At 37.0% G+C, this 21,907-nt stretch carries 21 protein-coding genes and 1 tRNA gene; 19 read left to right on the plus strand and 3 right to left on the minus strand.

Annotation, left to right across the window (positions count from 1 at the left end; genetic code table 11):
- Window positions 1-144 precede the first annotated feature (144 nt).
- The 3 genes from yneA to B1NLA3E_RS07370 are packed head-to-tail and all read left to right on the plus strand — an operon-like array spanning window position 145 to window position 1,453.
- On the plus strand, window positions 145-462 hold the full coding sequence (yneA, locus tag B1NLA3E_RS07360) for a cell division suppressor protein YneA (RefSeq protein WP_041580372.1): 318 nt from the start codon (window positions 145-147) through the stop codon (window positions 460-462).
- 24 nt (window positions 463-486) lie between these two features.
- A complete protein-coding gene (locus B1NLA3E_RS07365; protein WP_015593212.1) occupies window positions 487-1,176 on the plus strand; it encodes a YneB family resolvase-like protein in 690 nt (229 codons plus the stop codon).
- Window positions 1,177-1,219: 43 nt separating this feature from the next.
- Complete coding sequence (locus tag B1NLA3E_RS07370) at window positions 1,220-1,453, plus strand: DUF896 domain-containing protein (protein ID WP_041580373.1); 234 nt, start codon at window positions 1,220-1,222, stop codon at window positions 1,451-1,453.
- Between the two features lie 78 nt (window positions 1,454-1,531).
- Here B1NLA3E_RS07370 and B1NLA3E_RS07375 read toward each other — a convergent pair whose 3' ends face one another.
- Window positions 1,532-2,737, minus strand: coding sequence for an MFS transporter (locus B1NLA3E_RS07375; protein ID WP_015593214.1), 1,206 nt, complete (start codon window positions 2,735-2,737; stop codon window positions 1,532-1,534).
- A 338-nt stretch (window positions 2,738-3,075) separates the two neighbouring features.
- Between B1NLA3E_RS07375 and tkt the strand changes: the two genes are divergently transcribed.
- The 8 genes from tkt to B1NLA3E_RS07415 all read left to right on the plus strand — a co-directional run bounded on the left by tkt (window position 3,076) and on the right by B1NLA3E_RS07415 (window position 13,894).
- Window positions 3,076-5,082, plus strand: coding sequence for a transketolase (gene tkt, locus B1NLA3E_RS07380; protein WP_015593215.1), 2,007 nt, complete (start codon window positions 3,076-3,078; stop codon window positions 5,080-5,082).
- Window positions 5,083-5,301: 219 nt separating this feature from the next.
- Window positions 5,302-6,651: a cytochrome ubiquinol oxidase subunit I gene (locus tag B1NLA3E_RS07385; RefSeq protein WP_015593216.1), complete on the plus strand. Its 1,350-nt coding sequence runs from the start codon at window positions 5,302-5,304 to the stop codon at window positions 6,649-6,651.
- A complete protein-coding gene (gene cydB, locus B1NLA3E_RS07390) occupies window positions 6,641-7,666 on the plus strand; it encodes a cytochrome d ubiquinol oxidase subunit II (RefSeq protein WP_015593217.1) in 1,026 nt (341 codons plus the stop codon). Before B1NLA3E_RS07385 ends, cydB begins: the two co-directional genes overlap by 11 nt.
- A 217-nt stretch (window positions 7,667-7,883) precedes the next feature.
- The gene (gene sirA / locus B1NLA3E_RS07395; protein ID WP_328285128.1) at window positions 7,884-8,327 is read left to right on the plus strand and encodes a sporulation inhibitor of replication protein SirA; all 444 of its coding nucleotides are present in this window, start codon (window positions 7,884-7,886) and stop codon (window positions 8,325-8,327) included.
- A gap of 87 nt (window positions 8,328-8,414) precedes the next feature.
- The gene (locus B1NLA3E_RS07400) at window positions 8,415-8,627 is read left to right on the plus strand and encodes a YneF family protein (protein WP_015593219.1); all 213 of its coding nucleotides are present in this window, start codon (window positions 8,415-8,417) and stop codon (window positions 8,625-8,627) included.
- 431 nt (window positions 8,628-9,058) lie between these two features.
- Entirely contained in the window at window positions 9,059-10,243 is a 1,185-nt protein-coding gene (locus B1NLA3E_RS07405) for a coiled-coil domain-containing protein (protein WP_015593220.1), read from the plus strand.
- Window positions 10,244-10,399: 156 nt separating this feature from the next.
- Window positions 10,400-12,148 carry an ABC transporter transmembrane domain-containing protein gene (locus B1NLA3E_RS07410; RefSeq protein ID WP_015593221.1) on the plus strand — a complete coding sequence of 583 codons (1,749 nt, stop codon included), beginning with the start codon at window positions 10,400-10,402 and terminating at the stop codon, window positions 12,146-12,148.
- A 3-nt stretch (window positions 12,149-12,151) separates the two neighbouring features.
- On the plus strand, window positions 12,152-13,894 hold the full coding sequence (locus B1NLA3E_RS07415) for an ABC transporter ATP-binding protein (RefSeq protein WP_015593222.1): 1,743 nt from the start codon (window positions 12,152-12,154) through the stop codon (window positions 13,892-13,894).
- Window positions 13,895-13,975: 81 nt separating this feature from the next.
- Here the strand turns inward: B1NLA3E_RS07415 and B1NLA3E_RS07420 are convergent, their stop codons facing one another.
- Window positions 13,976-14,158: an aspartyl-phosphate phosphatase Spo0E family protein gene (locus B1NLA3E_RS07420; RefSeq protein WP_015593223.1), complete on the minus strand. Its 183-nt coding sequence runs from the start codon at window positions 14,156-14,158 to the stop codon at window positions 13,976-13,978.
- Between the two features lie 306 nt (window positions 14,159-14,464).
- On the opposite strand from B1NLA3E_RS07420, the gene B1NLA3E_RS07425 reads away from it, so the two are divergent.
- The 3 genes from B1NLA3E_RS07425 to B1NLA3E_RS07435 all read left to right on the plus strand — a co-directional run bounded on the left by B1NLA3E_RS07425 (window position 14,465) and on the right by B1NLA3E_RS07435 (window position 16,383).
- Complete coding sequence (locus B1NLA3E_RS07425; protein ID WP_015593224.1) at window positions 14,465-15,172, plus strand: cytochrome c biogenesis CcdA family protein; 708 nt, start codon at window positions 14,465-14,467, stop codon at window positions 15,170-15,172.
- A 251-nt stretch (window positions 15,173-15,423) separates the two neighbouring features.
- Window positions 15,424-15,783, plus strand: coding sequence for a response regulator (locus B1NLA3E_RS07430; protein WP_015593225.1), 360 nt, complete (start codon window positions 15,424-15,426; stop codon window positions 15,781-15,783).
- Between the two features lie 114 nt (window positions 15,784-15,897).
- Window positions 15,898-16,383 (plus strand): CcdC family protein, encoded by a 486-nt coding sequence (locus tag B1NLA3E_RS07435; protein ID WP_041580375.1) that lies wholly within the window; start codon window positions 15,898-15,900, stop codon window positions 16,381-16,383.
- A 291-nt stretch (window positions 16,384-16,674) separates the two neighbouring features.
- Here B1NLA3E_RS07435 and B1NLA3E_RS07440 read toward each other — a convergent pair whose 3' ends face one another.
- Entirely contained in the window at window positions 16,675-17,103 is a 429-nt protein-coding gene (locus B1NLA3E_RS07440; RefSeq protein ID WP_015593227.1) for a DUF2621 domain-containing protein, read from the minus strand.
- 232 nt (window positions 17,104-17,335) lie between these two features.
- Here B1NLA3E_RS07440 and B1NLA3E_RS25055 point away from each other — a divergent pair.
- The 5 genes from B1NLA3E_RS25055 to B1NLA3E_RS07465 all read left to right on the plus strand — a co-directional run bounded on the left by B1NLA3E_RS25055 (window position 17,336) and on the right by B1NLA3E_RS07465 (window position 21,872).
- Window positions 17,336-17,432, plus strand: a tRNA-Sec gene (locus B1NLA3E_RS25055).
- A gap of 149 nt (window positions 17,433-17,581) precedes the next feature.
- Window positions 17,582-18,550 carry a tyrosine-type recombinase/integrase gene (locus B1NLA3E_RS07445; protein WP_015593228.1) on the plus strand — a complete coding sequence of 323 codons (969 nt, stop codon included), beginning with the start codon at window positions 17,582-17,584 and terminating at the stop codon, window positions 18,548-18,550.
- A 787-nt stretch (window positions 18,551-19,337) separates the two neighbouring features.
- Entirely contained in the window at window positions 19,338-19,709 is a 372-nt protein-coding gene (locus B1NLA3E_RS07450; RefSeq protein ID WP_015593229.1) for a hypothetical protein, read from the plus strand.
- Between the two features lie 961 nt (window positions 19,710-20,670).
- Window positions 20,671-21,324 (plus strand): DUF4145 domain-containing protein, encoded by a 654-nt coding sequence (locus B1NLA3E_RS07460; protein WP_015593231.1) that lies wholly within the window; start codon window positions 20,671-20,673, stop codon window positions 21,322-21,324.
- A gap of 137 nt (window positions 21,325-21,461) precedes the next feature.
- Window positions 21,462-21,872 carry a hypothetical protein gene (locus tag B1NLA3E_RS07465; RefSeq protein WP_015593232.1) on the plus strand — a complete coding sequence of 137 codons (411 nt, stop codon included), beginning with the start codon at window positions 21,462-21,464 and terminating at the stop codon, window positions 21,870-21,872.
- The last annotated feature ends 35 nt before the right edge of the window (window positions 21,873-21,907 follow it).

The raw sequence follows: 21,907 nt of genomic DNA on the forward strand, positions 1-21,907 counted from the left end.
TTCCCACCTCATATGGTTTCTTATTGACATTATTATATCATATCTAAATGTGATGGTACAAACATAAGTTCGAATTTATGTTGACACAAACAAGCGTTCGTTTTATAATCACATTAGAACATACATTCGTTAGAGGTGATGGATATGAAAAAACTTTGGGAACAGTATTCATATGTTATTATTTTAGTTACTATTAGCTTTATTGCAGCATTTGCACTTTTACATAAATTTGAGAACCAAAATGAATTTTCTAGTGTGACAGTTCAAGAGGGCGAGTCACTTTGGAAAATTGCCGAAAAATATTCTGATAGTCATTCAATGTCTACATCAGAGTTTGTTTCATGGGTAGAAAAAAAGAACAGTATTTCCGGTGAAACAATTTACCCTGGAGATAAGTTGATGATTCCGGTCTCGGATAAAACGGTAGACCAACCCGATCTGACCAATTTAGCAAGTCAATAGATAATAAGTATCGAGGTAAACGTCATGCAAAAAAAGAATGCAATAATTTATTGTCGTGTGAGTACGAAAAAAGATACACAAGAAACATCGCTCGCTCGGCAAGAAGAGGAATTAATTCAATTAGCCAATCAAAATGAATATCATATATTTAAGGTCATTAAAGAACAAGCGAGCGGCTATGACTTAGAACGTGATGGAATGTTAATGCTCCTTTCGCTGATTAAGGAAGAAGATATCCACGCAATCCTCATTCAGGATGAGACACGGCTTGGAAGAGGCAATGCCAAAATCGTTTTACTTCATTGTATTTTTAAAGAAAAGGTAAAGCTGTATTCTATTGATCATGACGGTGAATTAAAAATTTCTGAATCAGATTCAATGGTATTAAAGATTGTGGGTATGGTGGAGGAATATCAGCGGAAATTACATAATATTAAAATCAAACGAGGAATGCAACGAGCCATCAAAAGTGGCTTTGATCCGGTCGAAAACTTGAAAAATCAGGGGATTAATTCAGGTAGGAAGCAAATCGAGTTACCAATTGAAGAAATTGTTAAGTTACGAAAAAATGAATTGACCTTTGCTGAAATTGCCGCAACCTTAAGAGGATTCGGGTATGATGTGTCAAAGGCAACCGTGCATCGCAGGTATCAGGAATATGTTGAATCATTGCAAGAAGAAGGTCTCCTGCTTGAAAAAAACGACGATATTTAGTATGATTTCATTTAGTTCACAGTTAAGAAAAAGGAGCTTTATGATGCAACTAAATGATTTAATTGCACGAATAAATGTATTGGCAAACAAGGCGAAGACTACTGGTCTGACAGAAGAGGAAGCAAAAGAACAATCAAAACTTCGTGGTAAATACTTAGAAACGTTCCGTTCACAAATGCTTAATTCTATCAAAAATGTAAAAGTAATCGATCCGCTTGGCAATGATGTAACACCTGAAAAATTGAAAAGGCTCCAGGCTAAAAAAGGCCTTCATTAATAGTGAAAAGGAGGAATGCGTCTCACAGGATGCATTCCTCCTTTTTTCATAGGGTCTGATCAAGGCACTACAGCATTTTTAAGCTAATTCTTTCATTCTTGTTTCTTTTCCGAGGAATAGAACAGACAGGGCACCGATGATAATAGCAACAGTGAAAATCGTGAAAATTACCGAGATGTCTGTTTTCTGAGCAACAAGATTACCGACCAATAGGGGCCCAAATATTCCTCCGATTCGACCAAACGAGGCCGCCATACCGGCACCAGTACCGCGAATCACCGCTGGATATTGTTCTGGTGTATAAGCGTACAAAGCACCCCATGCTCCTAAATTAAAGAAAGATAATAATGCGCCAAAAGTAATGAGAAGCGCTAGCGAACCGGCCTGGCCAAAGAAATAAGCGCTGATGGCGGTTCCAGTCAAATAGGTGACGAGGACAAATTTTCTTCCGAATTTTTCAATGAACCATGCCGCCGTAAAATAACCTGGTAACTGTGCAAGTGTCATGATAAGAACGTATTGGAAGCTTTTTATTAAACTAAAGCCCTTCATGACCATGACGCTTGGGAGCCACATGAACATACCGTAATATGAAAAGACAACACAGAACCATAAGATCCATAACATCGTCGTTTGAACTGTATGGGGTTTTGCCCAAACAGCCATAATATTTTGCGGAATGGAATTTTTAGCTTTCGCTTGTGGTGCGGAAAACTGTGGTGAATCAGGTAGTCCCATCCGCAAGTAAATGGCATAAAACGCTGGAATAGCACTGATGATTAATGCGGTTTGCCAACCGAATTTAGGAATAATGAAAAAGGAAATAAGTGCAGCAATCAACCAACCACCAGCCCAAAAACTTTCAAGAAGCACGACAACACGGCCTCTTTTATCAGCAGAAACTACTTCGGAGACTAAGGTTGAAGCCACTGGGAGCTCCCCGCCTAAACCCATGCCAATCAAAAATCGTAAAATCATAAATATCGTTAAGGATGTTGCTAATGCGGATAACCCGCTTCCTATTGAAAACAAAAGTAAGGTAATCACAAAAACTGACTTTCTTCCGACTCGGTCTGCCATAAGACCAAATATTAATGCGCCAACTGCCATACCGATAGAGTTGATACTTCCAATCCACCCCATTTGTTGTGTGGAAAGCCCCCAGTCTTTTTGTAAGGCAGCAATGATAAACGATAACATCCCGACGTCCATTGCATCGAATAACCAGCCAAGGCCAGCAATCCCAAGCAGTCTACGCTCTGAAATCATTTTGTTTTTTTTCATAAATACTATCTCTCCTATCATGTATATCCAGTATTCGTGTTTATTTTGTCCAACTTCCCTTGTGGCTCCTCCTAATTCCCTAATTAATTATTTTTAATAGTATCTTAACAGATGTCTTTACATAGGTCATTACTTTTATCCTTTTAGCAAAAACTATAGGACTGAATATAAATGTTAACTTGGGGAAAATCTTTCCTTTGATAGGATGGTTATTTTCATACGAGTCAGAAATTAGTCTTTTTTTAAAAAAAGAGGGCACAATTTGTTGTATAAAGGGGTTAAGAAATATAATATAAAAAGAGTGAAGTATTGATTTTAAATAGGAAAGGATGACACGAATGTTTGAAAAAATTGATTCATTATCAATAAATTCAATCCGTACCTTATCGATTGACGCGATAGAAAAGGCAAACTCTGGTCACCCGGGGATGCCGATGGGGGCCGCTCCAATGGCCTATACCCTATGGACACGGTTTATGAACCAGAACCCTAAAAATCCAGCATGGATCAACAGAGATCGCTTTGTGCTGTCAGCAGGTCACGGTTCAGCGTTACTATACAGCTTGCTCCATTTATCAGGCTATGATTTGTCATTGGAGGATTTAAAAAATTTCCGCCAGTGGGGTAGTAAAACTCCTGGACATCCAGAATTTGGTCATACGGTTGGAGTTGATGCAACAACGGGTCCACTAGGCCAAGGGATTGCAATGGCAGTTGGTATGGCAATGGCAGAACGTCATTTGGCTGCAGAATACAATAAAGAAAACTTTGAATTAGTCGACCATTATACATACAGCATCTGCGGGGATGGAGATTTAATGGAGGGTGTTTCTGCGGAAGCCGCTTCCTTAGCTGCCCATCTACAATTAGGCAGATTAATTGTTCTTTATGATTCCAACGATATATCCCTTGATGGGGACTTGAATAAGTCTTTCTCTGAAAGTGTTGAAGGCCGTTTTAAAGCTTATGGCTGGCAATATATTCGTGTAGAAGATGGAAATGATGTAGTAGCCATCGCTAAGGCATTAGAAGATGCAAGATTAGATGAAAACCATCCAACCCTCATTGAGGTAAAAACAGTGATTGGATACGGTTCACCTAACAAATCAGGAAAATCGGATGCACATGGTTCACCACTTGGTGCCAGTGAGATAAAGCTTACGAAAGAAACCTATGAATGGTCTTTTGAAGAGGACTTCCATGTTCCTGAAGAGGTATATAATCAATTTAAACAATTAGTGGCTGATAACGGTGAGAAGAAGGAAAAAGAATGGAATGACCTTTTTGTCCAATACAAAACAGTTTACCCTGAATTAGTTGTTCAATTTGAATTAGGTGCAAAAGGTGAATTACCTGAAGGCTGGTCAAAAGATGTTCCGGTTTATGAAGAAGGTAAAAAATTAGCAAGTCGTGCATCTTCGGGCGAAGTCCTCAATGCTATTGCTAAAAATACACCATTCTTCTTTGGTGGTTCTGCTGACCTTGCTGGATCCAATAAAACCTTAATAAAAGGAGCAGGAGACTTTTCTGCGCAATCCTATGAGGGAAGAAATATCTGGTTTGGAGTTCGTGAATTTGCCATGGGTGCTGCTTTAAATGGGATGGCACTACACGGTGGTTTGAAAGTTTTTGGAGGAACGTTCTTCGTATTCTCTGATTACTTACGCCCTGCAATTCGTCTTTCTGCTTTGATGAAGTTACCAGTAACATTTGTCTTTACACATGATAGCATTGCAGTTGGTGAGGATGGGCCTACCCATGAACCGGTTGAACAATTGTCTGCTCTTCGTGCAATGCCTGGTTTGTCTGTCATCCGCCCAGCGGACGGAAACGAAACAGCCGCTGCTTGGAAATTAGCGCTTGAATCTCAATCGGTCCCTACGGCACTTGTGCTAACTCGTCAAGATCTCCCGACCTTAAGGGGAACTGCTGAAAATGCCTATGAAGGTGTTTCTAAAGGGGCGTATGTTGTTTCTCCAGCAGGAAAACAAACTGCCGATGCGTTAATTTTAGCTGCCGGTTCTGAAGTTGGTCTAGCAGTTGAAGCACAAAAGGTTCTTGCAAGCGAAGGAATCGATGTATCAGTTATTAGCATGCCTTCTTGGGATCGCTTTGAGTCACAATCGAAAGAATACAAGGAGTCCGTTTTACCGAAAGCTGTTAAAAAGCGGTTAGGTATTGAAATGGCGGCGTCCTTTGGTTGGCATAAATATACTGGCGATGAAGGAGAAGTGTTGGCAATCGATCATTTTGGTGCCTCTGCTCCGGGTGAAAAAATTATGGAAGAATTCGGCTTTACAGTCGAGAACGTAGTAGCAAACGTCAAGGCTTTATTAACAAACTAACGCTTGATAACTTTGGAACGAATCTAATGATTCGTTCCTTTTTTTCGTTACAAAGAGTGTTAACTAGATATAATCAATTACATTTATCACACATTTTAATAAAGACACAAATTATTCAATCGCTCGTCACATTTTGGAAACAACTCCAACATTTACAATAATGATTTTGTAATATAATAAATCCGTAATAAGAATTATTGTAAATTGGAGGAGAGTTTTATGGATGGAGTATTGATGTTGAGCAGGCTGCAATTTGCGATAACGGTTTTTTACCACTTCCTGTTCGTGCCATTGACTTTAGGACTAGTTATTCTAGTAGCGGTGATGGAAACGAACTATGCAAGATCAGGTAATCAGCTATATCGAAACATGGCTGATTTTTGGGGAAAGCTGTTTTCAATTAATTTTGTTCTAGGAGTTATAACTGGAATCACAATGGAATTTCAGTTTGGAACAAACTGGTCAGAATACTCCAAGTATATGGGGGATATATTTGGATCTCCGCTTGCTATTGAAGCATTACTAGCGTTTTTTCTAGAATCAACGTTTATGGGAATCTGGTTATTTGGGAAAAATAAATTCTCACCAAAAATGCGGGCCATCTCAATTTGGATGGTAGCACTAGGAACCAATATTTCCGCACTTTGGATTATTACTGCGAATGGATTTATGCAAAATCCGGTTGGGTATGTATTACGAAATGGTCGAGTTGAGCTTGATAGCTTTAGTGCACTTGTAACAAATCCATATGCATGGCGCATGTTTTTTCATACAGTTATTGCTTGTTACATAGTTGGCGCATTCTTTGTTATGGCGGTCAGTGCCTATCATTTGTTAAGAAAGAACAAAGTGGACTTTTTCAAAAAATCATTCAAGTACGGTCTGGTAATGGCGTTGTTTGCTTCAACGGCTACTCCGTTTTTAGGGCATCAATCGGGAGTATTTGCCACAACCATTCAGCCAGCAAAAGGGGCCGCAATGGAAAGTGTTTGGGAAACCCAAACCGACATGCCTTTTAGTCTAATTCAAATTCCAGACGCAAAAAATCATCGCAATTCAGTTGAAGCACTAACGATACCAAAGCTTGGTAGTTTCTTTTATACCAATTCTTTTAATGGTAAGGTAACTGGTCTAAATGATATTCCGAAAGACGAACGACCAAATGTTAACTTAGTTTTCTATAGTTTCCGGGCAATGATCGCCCTTGGTCTACTTTTCTTGGCCATTTCCTGGTATGGCTTGTACCTTTATCGGAAAAATCGCCTAGTAGAATCTAAAAGGTATTTAAAACTAGTTCTTTATTCGGTGTTATTACCTTATCTAGCTATCAATCTTGGATGGATGGTTGCCGAAGTAGGGCGTCAACCGTGGGCAGTGTATGGTCTAATGAAGACAGCTGATGCTGTTTCACCTATTTCGCTTGGCCAGATTTGGTTTTCACTAGCCGGACTAGTGGTCTTTTATACAATTTTATTAATTGCCGATGTTTACTTAATAATCAAATATGCAAGAAAAGGACCTGAAGGGGTAAAAGAAGAAAAGGGAGGGGTCGAAAGCTATGTCTCATGATTTCTTTGCAGTAACGTGGTTTGGGCTTTGGGGTCTCATTTGGACCGTTTATTTAATGCTTGATGGATATACACTCGGGACTGGCATGATCTTTCCGTTTGTCGCCAAAAATCGGCAGGAGCGGAACCAATTGCAGGAAGCTATCGGACCTTTCTGGGGTGGAAATGAAGTTTGGCTCATCACTGCAGGTGGTGCAACCTTCGCAGCCTTTCCTGGCGCGTACGCAGATATGTTTTCCTTCCTTTATGAAGCAATGTTCTTAATTTTGTTTTCCTTGTTTATCAGGGCAACTGGGCTAGAGTTTATGCACAAGTCCGATTCACCAAGATGGCAATCAGTCTGGAAATGGGCCTTTGCTGTATCTAGTTTCTTAATTGCTCTTCTCTTCGGTGTCGCTTTTGCGAATCTTTACCGTGGCATTTTAATCGGAGAAAATGGGTATGAGGGAAATCTGTTAAGTTTGTTAAATCCATATGGAATTCTTGGTGGAGTCCTATTTGTTTCCATGTTTTTGTTATCAGGTTCACTTTGGATTCAATTAAAGACAGTAGGGGATACAGCAAAGCGGTCACTTAAGTTATCGCGAACCTTTGCAATGATAGCGGCAGCCGTTTTAGCCATCTTTTTTGTCGCAACGATGAATTTAACGCCACTGGCTGACAATTTTAATGGACTACCGATCCTCTGGATTATTCCAAGTTTATCATTGTTAGCCATTTTAGGTGCTGTGGCCTTTGTCTTCAAAGAAAAAATAGGCGCAGCATTCACCGCAGTTTGTCTTGCCATCGTTACGCAAATGGCAACAGGATTTGTAGGAATGTTTCCAAATATGCTTCCTTCAAAAATTGATGATAGTTTTAGCGTCACTTTGTATAATGCGGCTGGAAGTACGCTGAACTTAAAGATCATGCTAACAGTTGCCTGTATTTTTGTTCCAATCGTCATTGCCTATCAGATTTGGAGCTATGTATTATTTAAAGATAAAATAGTAAAAGAGAGTGCAAAGGGGTATTAAAATAGGGGGATTCACAAAGGGGTATTAACATTAGGGGAGCCGAAGCCTATCGGCTCCTCTATATTATTTTCAAAGGTTAAAAAAGTTGAGTATTTCTATTATTAAAATAAATATTCAAATTCGACAAAAATAGTGGTTGTTTTTGACACTGTAAGACAAACCTCCCATTGACTTTTTTCTATAATAAGTAAAAAGAGATTGTTCAATAAGGGGGAGTATGATGAGATCCTATCATGTATATTTAATAGAAGATGAATTTGCCTCCCATTATTATGGAAGAGAACAGATGTTTTATCAGTTATTTCTCGATAAAGAGCGTTCTCAGGGAGAATTAAAATCGATTATTGAGAAACAAATCCAATATATAACAAAACCGATTCCGAGTTTGCGGGTTCATAAGAATATAAATCAGAAGTTAAGTAAAAATAAGGATTTTCGCTTTGAGAACGGAGCATACTATATAGAAAGAAATGGTTTATTCAGTGCGGCAAGACTTGAAATAACTGAGCGGTTTGCTAGAGTGGATTCGAAAGGAAACTTTGATTCGGAAACAATCTTTTTTGAAGCGCTTCGTCAGAGCGAGCCTTCTTTTCTGGCAATTGACCTAAAGCATGATCGGTATGGCTGGCTTAATCCAATTAAAGAAAGAAAATTTGTCTAAATCGCACAAAAATCGGTGCAAATATTGTATAATTACGTTTGGTCTAGTACACTGTATGATAGACAACATGAAGGAGGAAGTTTATATATGTGGCAACTTATTCTAGTTGGTATACTAGCACTAGTCGCTGGTGTAGCTCTAGGATTTTTCATTGCTCGGAAATATATGATGAGCTATTTAAAGAAAAATCCGCCAATCAATGAACAAATGTTAAAAATGATGATGATGCAAATGGGCATGAAACCATCGCAAAAGAAAATCAATCAAATGATGAACGCCATGAATAAACAATCAAAATAATTGAGACAAGCACTCCATTCATATGTGAGTGCTTTTTTCTTTATTAGAAGCTCCATTTAAACAGTGCATAGAAAAAGACCAAATCCGAGGATATGGTCTTTTTTCACATATATAGGTAATTTATTTTATTATTAGTGAACATTTTGTTACTAAATTGCCCGTTTTTTGATTTGATACACAAATGTAATATAACTATTACTTAAATGACAAAATTAGATGTTATACTTCTAAATGTGACAAAAAGAGATGAAAAGGCTATTATTTATGTTTTTTGTCTCATGTTTTTGGGGGCAACTAGATTAATGTAAAGTTGTTTTACATAGAATATTGTCAAATTGTGCCGAGTATCTCGTTAATAATAGGCTAAATATTTTTAATTGATTACTAGAAATAGGCTTAGTAATTTGTCAAAAGAAAGCAGGGGAATCGATTTGAAGAAAAAGATAACTGCACTTGGGACTATCGTTATTTTAGGCATCAGTAGTATAGCTTCTATACCAGCAGTAAAGGCTGAATCAAATCTGCAAAGTATTCAAGGACAACGTTCTGGTATTCAAGTAGGAATTACTCAAGCAAATGCAGAAATTTCACAAGTTCAAAATGAACTTGCAAGTTTAAATGAACAAATTAAAAGAGTTGACCAAGCAATTCAAGATAATAATAACATGATAGCTCAAACACAAGTAAAAATGGCTGCATCTCAAACTGAAGTTCAGCAGCTTAATGATGAAATAACTGTTATTAAAGATAGAATTGAAAAACGTAATAATGTATTAAAAAAGCGTGCCCAATCTTTTCAAGAAAGTGGCGGCCAGGTAAGTTATTTTGATGTATTGCTTGGGGCTTCAAGCTTCAGTGACTTCGTTAATCGAATTGGGGCAGTTGCAACAATTGTCGAAGCTGACCAAGATCTAGTAAAACAGCATGAAGCAGATAAACAGGAAATACAAGATAAGCAAGCTGCAGTCGAACAAAAGCTTGCTGAATATAAGAATATGATGACCGAATTTGAGGGTATGCAAGCGCAGATTAACGAACAAAAATCGCAAAATGATGCATTAAAAGCAGATCTTACAGCGAGAGAACAACAAAGTCTGTCTGAAAAATCAAGTCTTCAACAGCAAGATCAAACACTTGCATTACAACAATCACAACTGACACAGCCAGCAAGAAGCCAAACGACTAGTTCACCGGTATTCTCACCTGTTTCAGTTCCAGCGGGAAGTGGTTCAATAAATGATGTCATTAAGGCTGGATATAGATATATTGGAAATTCCGTTTATGTATTCGGTGGGGGAAGATCGGCATCAGATATTGCAAATGGTAGATTTGATTGTTCCGGCTTCGTACACTGGGCATTTTCACAAGCAGGTGTAAGTGTTGGTTCAAGCACAGATTCCCTCAAAAATGAAGGGTCTAGTGTTCCTGCAAGCCAAATGCGTCCTGGTGATCTTGTATTCTTTGATACTTACAAACAAGACGGTCATGTTGGAATTTATATTGGTGGCGGTAAATTTATTGGTTCACAAAGCTCTACTGGCGTAGCCATTGCGGATATGTCTGGCGGATATTGGGGCCAAAATTTTAACGGGCGTGTTAAAAGAATCATGGATTAATAGATAGAATAACAAATCGAGGCCAAATTAATTGGTCTCGATTCTTTTTTTTCTCAAAGGATGGCTCGACTTATTATTTCTTTCGACTTTGCATTATTCACTAAACTGTTCTAGCATAATATTATAGTAAATTTTTAAAGTGTCGGGGGACGTTCTATGAAAGTGTTTCTTGATTTATCGTGGTTTTTTAAAAGAGAGAAGAAGGCCTACTTGATCGGGATTCTCTTTCTCGCCATCGTGGCTTTACTTGAGTTAATCCCGCCGAAAGTAATTGGCATTATTGTGGATCATATTCAAAACCATTCACTATCTCCAGGTATTTTATTGAAATGGATGTTCATTCTTATTTTCTCAGCGGGTGGTATGTACGTTCTTCGCTATTATTGGAGAATAGAGATCTTTGGTTCTGCGGTCAAACTCTCCATGCTGTTAAGAAAACAGCTTTACCACCATTTTACAAAAATGTCGCCATCCTTTTATCAAAAACGTCGGGTGGGCGATCTGATGGCACATGCAACGAACGATTTGCAGGCAATCCAAGAAACAGCCGGTCTGGGTGTTCTAACCTTGGTGGACTCACTAACAACAGGTGGATTTGTGATCGTAACGATGGCCACAACGATCAGCTGGAAACTGACCTTAATTTCACTTATCCCCATGCCGCTTATGGCTGCCTTAACAAGCTGGTATGGAACTCATTTACATAAGCGCTTCCATAAAGCTCAGGAAGCCTTCTCCTCACTCAATGATAAAACACAAGAAAGCATTTCTGGAATTAAAGTGATTAAAACGTTTGGTCAGGAACAAGAGGACATTGCCGATTTTCGTCGCCAATCCGAGTATGTGGTCCTTAAAAATATCGCTGTTGCCAAGATCGATTCATTATATGACCCAACCATATCTATTATCGTAGGGATCTCCTTCTTTTTATCAATCAGTTTTGGTTCACTTTATGTTCTTTCGGGAACTTTATCGATTGGCCAACTGATTTCTTTTACCACCTATTTAGGCTTACTCATATGGCCGATGCTAGCCTTTGGTTGGCTGTTTAATATCGTCGAGCTGGGGAGGGCCTCCTATGATCGAGTGACGACTCTACTTGCGGAGTCAGTGGAAATAACGGATGAAAAAGAAGCGTTTGATTCGATTCCTAGTGGAGACATTGAATACAAAATCACCCAATTTACCTACCCAAATGATGCGACCCCTGTCCTATCAGATATTGCTTTTACGATAAAGCAAGGAGGTACACTTGGAATTGTTGGGAAAACTGGTTCTGGAAAAACAACCCTGTTAAAATTACTCCTCCGTGAGTTTGATGGGAAAGATGTGAAGATTAACTTTGGTGGACAGCCGCTAACCCATTATAAAATCGACAGTCTACGAGCCGCAATTGGCTATGTTCCTCAAGATCATTTTCTTTTCTCAGCAACCATTGCTGAAAATATTGCCTTTGCAAATCCTGCCGCCAACAAATTTGAGATTTTTGAAGCTGCTAAAGTCGCCAGCATCCATGAAGATATATTGCTTTTTCCTGATCAATATGAAACCATCGTCGGTGAAAGAGGGGTTTCACTATCGGGAGGACAAAAGCAAAGACTTTCGATTGCCAGGGCACTCTTTATCAATCCGGAAGTGTTAGTTCTTGACGATTCACTTTCCGCAGTGGACGCCAAGACCGAGGCAGCCATCCTTTCTTCTTTAAAAATAAATCGATTAGGCAAAACCACCTTGATTACAACACATCGATTAAGTGCGATTCAACATGCAGATTCCATTATCGTTCTAGACAAGGGTAACATCATTCAACGAGGTAGCCATGATGAGTTAATGAAGCAAACTGGATGGTATCAGGAAATGTATATCCAACAGCAACTTGAAGACCTTGTGGAGCATGGAGGTTAAGAGATGGAAAATAAACAGCAGAAACATGTATTATTGCGGTTATTAAGTTATACAAAGCCACATCGGCGTTTGATGCTCCTTGCCTTTTTCCTGTTGTTGCTGACGACAATTGGCGATGTCCTTGGTCCTCTTATTGTTAAAGTGTTTATAGATGATTACTTAACACCGAGAAAGTTAAGCTTTCAGCCGCTATTTGGATTGGGAGCGGCATACATTTCTATCCAAATTGTCAACGTCCTAATTTCTTATTTTCAATTGATTAAATTCCAAGAAATTGCTTTAAAAATTATTCATCAGCTCAGGGTTGATTTATTTGCGAAGGTGCAAGAGCTAGGTCTTCGTTATTTTGATAAAACACCGGCAGGCAGTATTGTGTCTCGAGTCACAAACGATACGGAAGCCATTAAAGACATGTTTGTTACCGTTTTGGGGACCTTTGTTCAAAGTGGATTTTTGATGATCGGTATTTTTGTGGCGATGTTCAGCTTAAATGTAAAGTTAGCGATCTTTTGCTTGGCCATCTTTCCGCTCATTTTTTTGATCATTTATCTGTATCGAAAATTTAGCTCACTCATTTATCATGACATGCGGGAAAGATTGAGCCAGTTAAATGCCAAGCTAAGTGAATCCTTACAAGGAATGGCGATTATTCAAATGTTTCGCCAAGAGAAACGGCAAAGAGAGGAGTTTGCCAGTATTAATCGGAAGCATTTTCTGGCAGGTATGAAAAATATCAAAATCGAAGGCTTGTTGTTAAGACCAGCAATCGATTTGGTTTATGTCATGGCCCTTATAATCGTTCTCAGTTATTTTGGGATTAGCTCTTTTAACAGCCCAATTGAGGTTGGGGTACTATACGCTTTTATCAATTACTTAGACCGCTTTTTTGAACCAGTCAATAATATGATGATGCGTTTGTCATTGTTCCAACAGGCAATCGTCGCTGGGGCGAGAGTTTTCAAGCTTTTAGATGAAACCGAAATAAATCCTTACCAAGCAGACAAAGGAAATAAGGTAAAAAATGGCGAGATTGAGTTTCGTGATGTGAGTTTTTCCTATGATGGGAAGCAGGATGTGTTGAAAAACATTTCCTTTACCGCTAAACCGGGCGAAACGGTTGCTTTAGTTGGACACACAGGAAGCGGCAAAAGCTCGATCATTAATTTGTTAATACGCTTTTATGAGTTTGATAGAGGGGAAATTGTTCTTGATGGAGTGTCAATCAAGGAATATTCCAAAGATGAGTTACGGAGAAACATGGGACTCGTTCTCCAAGATCCGTTTTTGTTCTTTGGAACTGTGAGGGACAATATTCGCCTTCATCACAATGAAATTACGGATGAAAGAGTAATCGAAGCGGCAAAATTTGTTCAAGCAGACACCTTTATTGAAAAACTAGAAAATGGGTACGAGGATAAGGTGGTCGAACGAGGAGCAACCTTATCAAGTGGGCAAAGACAACTGATCGCGTTTGCCCGAACGATTGTCACTAACCCTAAAATCCTCATTCTTGATGAAGCAACAGCTAACATTGATACTGAAACCGAAGAGGCCATTCAAGCAGCACTTGAGAAAATGAAAAAGGGAAGAACCACGATTGCGATCGCCCATCGCCTTTCTACCATTCAGGATGCTAACCAGATCCTGGTTCTCCATCATGGCGAAATAGTTGAGCAAGGAACACATCAGGAGCTGTTAGCCCGAAAAGGTCTTTACCATAAAATGTTTTTGCTCCAAAATGGGTAAATCGTACTGCTTTCATTAATGGAATAGACACCATAAAACAAAAAAACAGGTTGGGATCAAACGGCCCAATCTGTTTATTAATTAGTTGATTTTTTTTATATATTTTTTGTGATAATTATTTAATAATTCGTCCAGTTCTTGACTATGACGGACGGCTGCGGGAGAAGTCATTCCTTTATCGGAAACGACATGGATCAATTCAGCCCGTTTCTTTTCGATTAACAAAAGCAACTCATGTTTTAACACTGTAGTAATTCCCTTCATTCGAAAATAATTACAAATATAGCAATAAAATATGTATGAATCGTTAAGGTTTGTAAAATAATTCACAATAAAAATAACGTACTTTCATAGTATAGCCTCATTTGCTGCAAATTCAAAGACAATTTTAACAAAAAAATACATTAAATTTACATTATCTAAATATTTACATAAAATAAATACCGTACGTACAGTAAAAACGCATTTTACTGTACGATCATGAATTGTTCACAGCTTCTTCAGTATCATTTGGATCAAACTTTTGTTAGAATGATTTAGAAACAATTGTAAAGTAAGGGATGTGTACCAATGTCAGATGTAAATATTTTTGTAGCACTCGGTGCCGGGTTTTTAAGCTTTATTTCACCTTGTTGTTTACCATTATATCCAGCCTTTCTATCCTATATAACTGGAATGTCAGTTGGCGAAATAAAAAGTGAAAATGCGATGCTGCAAAAACGCAGTTTACTACATACATTATTTTTTCTTGTTGGGTTTTCGATTATCTTTTTAGCAATAGGTTTTGGTACCTCTTTTATCGGACGATTTTTCATCCAGTATCAAGATCTCATTCGGCAAATAGGTGCCATCTTTATTGTTGGATTTGGTTTGGTCATAGTTGGTATATTCCAACCTGAATTTTTAATGAAGGAACGTAGATTTGAGTTAAAAAACCGCCCATCTGGTTTTGCTGGCTCAATTTTAATCGGGATGGCGTTTGCAGCTGGATGGACACCGTGTACTGGACCTATTCTTGTATCGGTCATAGCCTTAGCGGCATCAAACCCTGGATCAGGACTAGCATATATGATTGCTTATATTTTAGGGTTTGCCATTCCATTTTTCATCCTTTCCTTTTTTATTGGCAAAATGCAATGGATCCGCAAACACAATCTTATCATCATGAAAATTGGCGGCTATATTATGATTGCAATGGGAGTCATTTTGTTTTTTGACTGGATGACAAAAATAATTATTTTCTTGTCTGATTTGTTTGGTGGTTTTGTTGGCTTTTAACAAATAAGCACTGTTAAACAAGAATGTTGATTTTCGTTCCAGGCACTCGCTTTCTGCGGGGCGGGCGGTGAGCCTCCTCGGCGCTTAAGCGCCTGTGGGGTCTCACCTGTCCCGCTGCTCCCGCAGGAGTCTTTGCGCCTTCCACTCCAATCAACATTGAGCTTTAACTCAGCCAACAAATAAGATTTTGGAATTGGAATCCAAGCGACCTCATCTTATCTTCCATTGAGTCGATCGCAGGAGGGGACTATATGGCAAGAATTCTGATTGTAGATGATGCAAAATTTATGAGAATGCTGTTAACGGATATTATTAATAAATCAGATCACGAGGTCGCCGGCGAAGCGGAAAACGGCAGAGATGCCGTTCAATTATATAGTCAAATAAAACCTGATTTAGTGACGATGGATATTACCATGCCTGACATGGGCGGGGTTGAAGCAGTGAGGGAGATTAAACAGGAGTTCCCAGATTGCAAAATCATCATGTGCTCAGCAATGGGTCAACAGAAAATGGTAGTGAAAGCGATTGAAGCCGGAGCGAAGGATTTTATCGTTAAACCCTTTGATGAAACTCGGGTTATTGATACGATTAATCGGGTAATAAATTAATAAATAGCGATTTAAGAATAATCTTAAATGGCTTCTTTTAACAAATCAAATTGATTTCTTTTTTGTGTGATTTGTATATAATTATACTGTAAATCTTTTAGATGGGATGATCTTATGAATGCGGTAGTTATTTCTTCCATTGGAGCGGCCTTTATGGCTATCATGGTGATGGTTGTCAGATTGAAAGCAGCAAAAAAACCAGCATCAGCGAAAAAAATTATCTTACCTCCGGTGTTTATGAGCTCCGGTGCGTTAATGTTTTTGTTCCCAATGTTCCACGTTTCTTTTGCAGAGGTTATTGAGGCGGCCTTAGTTGGGATGGTCTTTTCAATTTTCTTAATCAAAACGTCAACTTTTGAAATTCGAGAGAATGATATTTATTTAAAGCGATCTAAAGCGTTTGTGTTTATACTAATTGGTCTTCTAGTTATCCGGATCATTATGAAGTCTTTCTTAAGCTCTTCCATTGATGTGGGCGAACTGAGTGGAATGTTTTGGATCCTAGCGTTTGGCATGATTGTCCCATGGCGTATCGCGATGTATGTCAATTATCGTAAGCTGCACCTGCAGTTACACAGTATCAAACCGGAATCAATCTAATGCAAAGCTCCGAATTTATATGATTCGGGGCTTTGTTGTTTCTTATAATAATGGAGTTAAATTAGAATGTTGATTTCCACTCCAGGTGCTCGCTTTCCGCGGGGCGGGCGGTGAGCCTCCTCGGCGCTTAAGCGCCTGTGGGGTCTCACCTGTCCCGCTGCTCCCGCAGGAGTCGAGCACCTTCCGCTCCAATCAACATTGTGCAAAAAATCAACAATGAGCTTTTACAAATCCTAAATAATAGCATAACAAAACTCCCTACCACTTTGACAGGGAGTTTTGTTAATCTTTTTAAATGAAAAATTGTTCATACTTGGTCAAATCAATTTTTCGTTCTTTCATTTTTTTTCGTAGAAATTTGTGATCACGTTTAGGTGTGGCTAAAATATAACCACGGATAATCAAATCCTCGTTGATCGTCGCGGCTTGTTCGTTTAAAGCAATCTCGCCAATTTTTCCGGCAATTTTATGTCTAGCGACGTCCCGAAATAGTTCGGGAACAGGGGTCACTAAATCTTCGAGAAAAGCTTTTTGTTCTTCATGCCAAAGTTCAATAGTTTCGTTAACGAAATGTTCTTCCCAATCCATATCTGATTTGCCATCATTCTTGGGCAGCTTTTTAAGGAATTTCCGGAACATAAAGTACCCGCCAATGGCAAAAAGAAAAACCATCACAAAACACCAAAACACAATCAACCACATAAACCAATCTTGGGGCATATTGTTCACCTACACTAACCATTATTTTTGTCGAAGCTTTCGCTATGTTTTCACTGGGTGCTGAATCATGGGAAAATGCGAAATTTTCTTTCTATGTATAACTCAATTATAAGCTGTATACCAAAAAAATGACAAGCAATTGACAACAACGACAAAAACCGCCATGTTTCGGTATTTCCTGTTGTAATGTTGGAAATATATTAGTATAATTAAAGATGTCTCTTATTATTATGGGGCTGAATGGGGTACTGGTGTCCTCCACGGTCTTCAAAACCGTACGCGGCTAGCGTGCCTAGCTGGGTGAGTTCGATTCTCACACAGTCCCGCCAAACCTTATTTTATTACATATTGGTCGGGTCAATTCCCCAACGGTTTATTTGCACATTTTGAGCGAGTCCGTTGTAGACCGTTTTACGAAACCGTGTGCATAAATACAGTCTGTAGCCTTCTACTATTATAAATGTAGGAGGTTTTTATTATGTCGAAAAAGCCAAAAATTAGAATGTATTCAAGGAAAAGTATGAATTTCCCCAATAAAATTGGTAAGGAAGAATATTCCTTAACAACTATGTTTGATTTGTTCATTATCGAGAAAAGTATTGAGGGTCTTTCAGAGAGAACGTTACATGATTACAATGTGCATGTAAAATATTTGTTGGATTATTTAGGGTCGGACATTATAAACACACAATGTAATAAAGAACTTTTCAAAAGCTATATTGCTTACATGTTGCATGAAAAGGGTCTAAGTCCTGTTACTGCAAATGTCAGAATTAGAACAATAAGAGCATTCTTGAGATTTTGTTACCTAAATGGTTATATTGATGAACCAATTCATCAACATTTTAAACCTGTAAAGACAAAAGAGGATACCTTAGAATCATTTACGCCAGAAGAAGTAAAAAAGTTACTTGCTGTAGTGGATGAAAATTCTTACAAGGGTTTTCGGGACAAAGTAATTATTTATATGTTGTTAGACACCCTCGTCAGATGCTCTGAATTAGTTAATATAAAAAGAAACAATGTTGATTTAAAAGCAGGATTCATCTCATTGGAGTCAGCTAATACTAAAACAAGGAAGGGAAGAACTGTACCCATTTCAACCAAGACCACTAGGCTGTTAAAAGAGTACATCAGCATAACAGACAATTATAGCTCTGATTTTCTTTTTTTAACCTATGAAGGTGAGCCATTATCTGATAACACAGTAAGAAAAAACTTAGCGGAAATTGGGGAGAAGGCTGGAGTACATAAAAGGGTCTCTCCTCATACTTTCAGACATACTGGAGCATTGTATTATGTACTTAATGGAGGAGACCCATTTAGCCTACAGAAAATATTAGGGCATTCTGATATGAGTATGGTAAGAAAATATATTCAAATGACCAATACAGATGTAAAAAAACAACATAATGTCTTTTCTCCATTGAATACTGTGTTTAAGTAAATTACAGAATCCTTTAGTGCGATAAAGATAAAGCCGAAAATCCCATATTAAATGTATTAGGGTGCGAGAGGTGGTTTTCGTTCGGATAGTAATAAACTATTTGAATTAGCCCCTCCCCCATTTACTTTGTTCTACTCCTGTTTGAGTAAGAGAGTTCTTTCTCATATTTGTATTTTCGGAGTTTATAAATATAGAACTTAGTATGCTTATGGCAGTGTATAATCCTAACCATTTACACTATCCATTAGCAAAGATAAATATAAACCTCCTTCTGAATAAATCTGAGCGTAGTTCCGAATCCTTTCATAAGGTAATTCCGAAAGGCTTCAAGAAGTGGTTCCGATGAGGTTCGGAACCTATACCTTTACGTTTTGAGATTAGTATTTTCATTTCTTTTGCCCGCTTTTTTTGTGGGGGATTAAGAATACTAACAATCTAATAAAAGACTATAAATGCCCTCTAGTATATCTAGGGGGTTTTTTCTTTTAGGTTTTTCATTTTTCTTTAAAGCATTCCAATAACCAAAGTTATAGGTAGTAGCAATTTAACTTTTGCAGAATTTACACTCCTGTTACGTAAATATATAAGTATAAACAGTACCAGAAAATGCCGATAGCATAAAAAGTATACAAAGAAGAAGTTTAAGTATAGAAGATATGAAAAACCTCTTCATTTCATATCTATTCTAAAGTACAGCTTTATTTGTTCGGAATTGGGAGTGGGAAGAACCTTCACATCCTCCCCCCTTCCCATACGTTAACTATTAAATAATAAAGGAGGAAAAATATTGGCATTGATATATATAAGAAAAGAAATAGTACCTCTAAAAAAACATGATATGTATGGAATAGAGGTAATAAAAGCAAAGGAAAAGTTGGTGTTAAATAGTAGCTTTAAAGCAGTATATATTGATATTTCCTCATTAGCAATGGCTATTGACCTAAAGGTTAATCAGTTATTAGAAGAGATATCATATAGTCCGATAACGAAAGAATACCTTGCTTATTACCGTATAGAGCAAAAGATTATTAGAGTAATTGATAGCCAAGCATTGAATGTGCTTGTCAGGAACTTAATATCTGCTGGTTATGACTTTGAGCTTTTAAAGACGATAAGAAGCCAAATCTATAAAACAATAGAACAAATGGAAAAGGAATGATTAGTATGGAAAAGACAAAAAATACATCAGTTTATTTAGAAGATTCTCAGATTCGTTATGTAGCTTTAATGGCATTTAGGTCGAATTTCAATAAATCTGAATACATCAGAAGTCTCATAGAGGATGATATGGAAAGAAATTGTGAAGTAGTAAAGCAATTTGAGAAACTAATATTCAAGCAAACTTTTAAATAGATGGGTTAATTACCAGTCCTTAACAAATTCGTTAAATTATTATATACCAAACTATATAGGATAATTAAATATGATGGCAGTTTGAAGCTGAGGGTTTTGCCAGAAATAAACTCCAAGGTGAGCTGAGCCGACGCAAGATGGAATGAAATCAGCAGTTACCGTATAAGTAATATCGGGTGTGGTTGATTGTGATACTAAACATCCTTGCAATATTACTTTAATGTTTCGGTAATGTGATGAGTTTAACGCATTCTCATGTAAATAAAAAACGTACGGGGAGGAGGTAATACTTAAACTACTTTAAGTACCACCAATGAAGTAATTATCGTCAAGGCTCAAATGAGACGATTCTTTTTATAAGTTTTCATTGGTTTTTGAGTATATAGGGGAAATTATATCTAAAATTAATAAAATAAATTTTCATAATCAAAGTTATTAGTATTCAGTTATAAATTAAACTTTGGTTCAATCTTGTTAAATTACATTTAGCGTGCAAGATTGCATATTAAAAAGATATTTAAAGTCAAATTAACATAAACAGGACAATATCTTGCTAATGTAATCTAAAGATCACTAAGTGATTCAATCATTTGTTATTCGACCATAATCAGATATTTTCATAAGTCAAAATAATAATGATTATTACAAAAAATGGAATTGTATTGATTGTGATAAATACTACATAAATAATGTCTCTTGATAATACAACAAGAAAAATATTTATTAAGCTATATGTTTAAGTTAAGATATAATTGGGTGATTAAAAAATGGAAGAATTAGATAGGAAATTATTTTGTTCTGCCTGTGGTCGTAAGACAAATCATAATATTTTATTTCAACAACAAAAAGAAGTTAGAAGTTTTACTATTATATATACGCTAGTTAAATGTGCTGGTTGTGACCATGTTTCTTATGCATCAGTCCATTTATATGATAATGTTGTAAGGGAAATTATAGTATATCCAGAAGAACCAAAAGTTGAACGAAATAAATTTCCTAAAATATGGGGAATAGTTAGAAGTAATGTTCCTGATAATGTTAAAGATTTATACAATCAAATAATTAATTCTTATAATCATGAATATAATATTCTATGTGGGCTTGGTTTAAGAACTTTAATAGAAGCAATTTGTTTGGAATTGAAAATAACAAAAGGATATAAATATGACATAAACGGTAAACCTCTAACACAAGATGGAAAAAAGGAAAGTTTAGAAGGGAAAATATTCGGATTATTTGAGAAACAATATATTATTTGGTATCATACATTAATTCTTCAAAGGATAAGAGAAATAGGTAATGCTGCTACTCATGAACTTATTGTTCCAACTTCTGATGAATTATATAGTGCAATCAATATTATTGAAATGTTAATTGAAAACATTTATGAATTGAAAAATCATGAATTATTATCGAGGTAAATTTAAAACATCTTTTTAAATTATTAGAAGGTGTTTTTTATATTTATGGGACAATACCTGAATTTAAAAAAACTTTTTTGTCAACAGGTAATTTCCCCTTTTATGTCGAAAGTAGTAGGAAAAGGGAGGTGTAAAGAATGGAACTTAAAAATTTCATTGACATAATTATTAATTCTAATAAAGAGGATTGGAAATATGATGATGATTTTGGTCGTTACATCTATATACATGATATTAGGATAAGCATAATTAGTGATAGGAATTTTGATGAAACCTATGAAAATAATTGGTTGAATTGTTTCCCAGATAAAAAAGGTTACTACAATAGATATTATCTCTGCTTTAATGGCGCTACTATCGAATCATTTTATGCTGTTGCAGTTGATGGATACAGAATGATTATTCCAAGTCCTCGATTAATGGATTTGAGTATATCACTTAAACAAAAACTAATTGGTAAAATAATTAATAAGCCTTACACAGAAGTTATTGACCAATACGATGACTACCTAAATATGGCTGGAATATCAATTAGAGATGAAGATTAAGAGAAACACCCTTCAAATCTGAGGGGTGTTTTATA

It is taken from the genome of Bacillus sp. 1NLA3E, assembly GCF_000242895.2.
Classification (GTDB): Bacteria; Bacillota; Bacilli; order Bacillales; family Cytobacillaceae; genus Bacillus_BU.

What these genes read in the sequence shown, in the direction of transcription:
- yneA (WP_041580372.1), top strand. Translation starts at nt 145, where the DNA reads ATGAAAAAACTTTGGGAACAGTATTCATATGTTATTATTTTAGTTACT.
- B1NLA3E_RS07365 (WP_015593212.1), top strand. Translation starts at nt 487, where the DNA reads ATGCAAAAAAAGAATGCAATAATTTATTGTCGTGTGAGTACGAAAAAA.
- B1NLA3E_RS07370 (WP_041580373.1), top strand. Translation starts at nt 1,220, where the DNA reads ATGCAACTAAATGATTTAATTGCACGAATAAATGTATTGGCAAACAAG.
- B1NLA3E_RS07375 (WP_015593214.1), bottom strand. Translation starts at nt 2,737, where the DNA reads ATGAAAAAAAACAAAATGATTTCAGAGCGTAGACTGCTTGGGATTGCT.
- tkt (WP_015593215.1), top strand. Translation starts at nt 3,076, where the DNA reads ATGTTTGAAAAAATTGATTCATTATCAATAAATTCAATCCGTACCTTA.
- B1NLA3E_RS07385 (WP_015593216.1), top strand. Translation starts at nt 5,302, where the DNA reads ATGGATGGAGTATTGATGTTGAGCAGGCTGCAATTTGCGATAACGGTT.
- cydB (WP_015593217.1), top strand. Translation starts at nt 6,641, where the DNA reads ATGTCTCATGATTTCTTTGCAGTAACGTGGTTTGGGCTTTGGGGTCTC.
- sirA (WP_328285128.1), top strand. Translation starts at nt 7,884, where the DNA reads ATGATGAGATCCTATCATGTATATTTAATAGAAGATGAATTTGCCTCC.
- B1NLA3E_RS07400 (WP_015593219.1), top strand. Translation starts at nt 8,415, where the DNA reads ATGTGGCAACTTATTCTAGTTGGTATACTAGCACTAGTCGCTGGTGTA.
- B1NLA3E_RS07410 (WP_015593221.1), top strand. Translation starts at nt 10,400, where the DNA reads ATGAAAGTGTTTCTTGATTTATCGTGGTTTTTTAAAAGAGAGAAGAAG.
- B1NLA3E_RS07415 (WP_015593222.1), top strand. Translation starts at nt 12,152, where the DNA reads ATGGAAAATAAACAGCAGAAACATGTATTATTGCGGTTATTAAGTTAT.
- B1NLA3E_RS07420 (WP_015593223.1), bottom strand. Translation starts at nt 14,158, where the DNA reads ATGAAGGGAATTACTACAGTGTTAAAACATGAGTTGCTTTTGTTAATC.
- B1NLA3E_RS07425 (WP_015593224.1), top strand. Translation starts at nt 14,465, where the DNA reads ATGTCAGATGTAAATATTTTTGTAGCACTCGGTGCCGGGTTTTTAAGC.
- B1NLA3E_RS07430 (WP_015593225.1), top strand. Translation starts at nt 15,424, where the DNA reads ATGGCAAGAATTCTGATTGTAGATGATGCAAAATTTATGAGAATGCTG.
- B1NLA3E_RS07435 (WP_041580375.1), top strand. Translation starts at nt 15,898, where the DNA reads ATGAATGCGGTAGTTATTTCTTCCATTGGAGCGGCCTTTATGGCTATC.
- B1NLA3E_RS07440 (WP_015593227.1), bottom strand. Translation starts at nt 17,103, where the DNA reads ATGCCCCAAGATTGGTTTATGTGGTTGATTGTGTTTTGGTGTTTTGTG.
- B1NLA3E_RS07445 (WP_015593228.1), top strand. Translation starts at nt 17,582, where the DNA reads ATGTCGAAAAAGCCAAAAATTAGAATGTATTCAAGGAAAAGTATGAAT.
- B1NLA3E_RS07460 (WP_015593231.1), top strand. Translation starts at nt 20,671, where the DNA reads ATGGAAGAATTAGATAGGAAATTATTTTGTTCTGCCTGTGGTCGTAAG.
- B1NLA3E_RS07465 (WP_015593232.1), top strand. Translation starts at nt 21,462, where the DNA reads ATGGAACTTAAAAATTTCATTGACATAATTATTAATTCTAATAAAGAG.